3 protein-coding genes are annotated in these 2,557 nt (G+C 68.4%); all 3 read right to left on the reverse strand.

Annotated features, from left to right (window positions below; all coding sequences use genetic code 11):
• Window positions 1–152 precede the first annotated feature (152 nt).
• The gene (locus P0D62_RS18870) at window positions 153–1,451 is read right to left on the reverse strand and encodes a hypothetical protein (protein ID WP_275704072.1); all 1,299 of its coding nucleotides are present in this window, start codon (window positions 1,449–1,451) and stop codon (window positions 153–155) included.
• Between the two features lie 374 nt (window positions 1,452–1,825).
• Entirely contained in the window at window positions 1,826–2,167 is a 342-nt protein-coding gene (locus P0D62_RS18875; protein ID WP_275704073.1) for a helix-turn-helix domain-containing protein, read from the reverse strand.
• Window positions 2,167–2,557, reverse strand: a 391-nt coding sequence (locus P0D62_RS18880) for a tyrosine-type recombinase/integrase (RefSeq protein WP_275704074.1), incomplete at its 5' end; no start/stop codon positions are given. The genes P0D62_RS18875 and P0D62_RS18880, both read right to left, overlap by 1 nt.

The raw sequence follows: 2,557 nt of genomic DNA on the forward strand, positions 1-2,557 counted from the left end.
TGCTGGCAACGATGAGCGGTGTCGCGCCAGAAGACGCGGTGGCGTGGGTCCGTTCCCACTATCACCGGCGAGCTGTCGAGACGGGCAGGCAACGACGCTGGGTAGAGCAGACCGCGACCTTGCTTCACGCGGAGCGGGAGTGACCTTGGTCGTCAGCGCGGGGTGGCGGCGTAGGTGTTCCAGGCTGAGCCGGTGAGTTCAGCCCAGCGGGTCGCGGTGGTGATGTGGATGCCGATGAGCGAGGCGAACACGGCGGGCGGGGTCGTGGAGGCCAGGTGCAACAGCGCGGTGCTCCGGCTGGCGCGGGTGATGATCCCGAGCTGGTTCATCCGCCGCATGAGTGAAGCGGGATGAAGATGGGTGCCCGCGTTCTTGCCAGTGAACAGCCACCGGGCATCAGCCAGGATGCTCGCGGTGCCGAACGGCTTGACGACCGGTAGCGCGGTGACCAGCCCGTCCAGAGGCGGGATCAGCAGCAGCGGTTCGCGGCCGAGCCGCAGATAGGTTCCCGTGTCGCGGACCTCGATGTCATCAGTGGTCAGGGCGGCGATCTTCGCGACGGGCTGGGCATAGAGCAGGATCAGGCAGGCGGCGGCGCGATCCTCAATGCTGGCGACGGTGGAGTCGTGCAGGAGTCGGCGGGCAAGGGCCAGCTGATCTTCGGCGTCAACCTGATGGGCGGGGTCTTTCGCCGCGACGGGTTCGGGCAACGTAACTCGGGGTAGGTAGCCGCCTCGTGTGAGCCAGCGGACGAACCCCAGGCGGGTGCTGCGATTCGTGCTGAGCCAGGCGTCCACGCAGGCTTGCGGGCAGTCGTCGAGGGTGTGACCGCCCGCGGTCAGGTGGTCGAGAAAGGCGCGGGCGGTGTGAATGTCGCTGCGGCAGCGTGCGGCGGCATGAGAGGTGAGGTGCCCGTGGCGGTTGGTCCTGGCGCGGCCGACGACGTGCCAGCGGGCATAGCGGGACAGCACGCCGCGCAGCTCAGGATCGGTGATGTCGGCGCCGACTTCGGCAGCGTGGCGGTGTAGCCGGGCGGCGTTCTCGTCCCGGGGCGGCAACGCACCGGAGGCGACGAGTATCGCGCGCAGGTAGGTCACCGAGAACACGTGCGGGCGGGCATCGAGAGCATCGTGTGACAGGTCGAGCCGGCCTTGAGCGATGTCGGTGAGCAGGTGCAGGCTCGGCAAGTCGTGCCAGTTGTTCAGCAGCGAGCGGGGTTGGCGTAGCTCGGTCAGGGCATCGCGGACGGGTTTCAACTCGGGCCGGATCATGCCGTCCGGGCCGGTGAGCGCGGCGTCGATCTGCTGGGTGGCTTGGCAGGCGAAACAACGGGGCCGACCGTGGTTCGTGGTGCGGCGGCCGAGAGCGTGCTGTCCGCAGATCGAGCAGTCGATGACCGGCGCTTGGTAGCAGGTCGGGCAGACATCCGGGCTCGTGGCGGTCGCTTTCAACGCGACTCGCTTGAGCCGGCCGCAGACACCGCAGGACCGACGCGGGTGCCGGTAGCAGCGAACGCAGAGATTCCGCGATCCATCGGACTTCCCGCCAGCTCGGGTGGCGAGCGGGCCGATGGTGCCGCATCCCTCGCAAGCATCGTCACCGGCGCGGTTTCGGGCGTAGCAGGTGGTGCAGATAGCGCCGCCGTCGCTGGTGCGTGCGTTGACCCGCCGCTGCCTGCCGCAGCCGGTGCAGGTCTCCTGGGGTGAGCGGCGGGCGCGGCAAGCCCGACACTCACCCCGGTTGAGCGCGTGGTTCCAGCGCAGGTTCCTCACCCGTCCGCAGCGGAAACACTCACCGTGGACGATCGTGCTCGCCATGCAGCCGGTCAGTCCCCAGCAGGCTTGATGACCGCACGGGTCGGACGGTTCCGGCTGGGCTTCGACGGCGTGCTGGTGCCGGTGGTGCCGGTCTTGCGTCCGCGCCGCGAGCTGGTGGCGACGTAGGGCTCGATCAGGTCGTTGGGGGTGACGTCGAAGATGTCGCAGAGCGCGGCGAGCAGCCGCATGTTCAACCGCTCCGGCTCGCCGACCACGATCCGGTAGACCTGGGTCGAGGTCATCACCACGCCCCGGTCGGCCAGCAGCGGCACCAGCTCGGTGGTGGCGAACATGGCGTGCTCGTTCATGATCTTGCGCAGATGCCAGTGGTAGGCAACGGTCTTCGTCATCAGCGTGATCCTTCCTCAACAGCGGTCGGTGGGGTGAACGCGGCGTCCAGAGCGCGGCGCAGGGTGCGGTTGCGGTAGTCGCCCGAGACGCCGGTGTAGAGGGCTGTGGTCGATCCCCACCGGTGCCCGACCTGCTGCTGCACGAACAGCGGGTCGAACCCGTCCTCGATCAGATGGGTCACATACGAGTGCCGCAGACAGTGCGGGTGCAGCGCGGCGTCGAAGCCGAGGTCGTCGCGGTACTCGGCGAACCTCATCCCGATGTAGCTGCCCGTGATCCTGGATTGTCGTTCGGTCGGCCACAGCATCCCGGCGCCTGCCGTGTCGAACAGCGGCAGCACGTCGGTGACGTATTCCTCGATCACTGGGCGGGTCCAGTCGAACACCGCC

Origin of the sequence: Tessaracoccus caeni, assembly GCF_029211185.1 — a bacterium.
Classification (GTDB): Bacteria; Actinomycetota; Actinomycetes; order Propionibacteriales; family Propionibacteriaceae; genus Arachnia; species Arachnia caeni.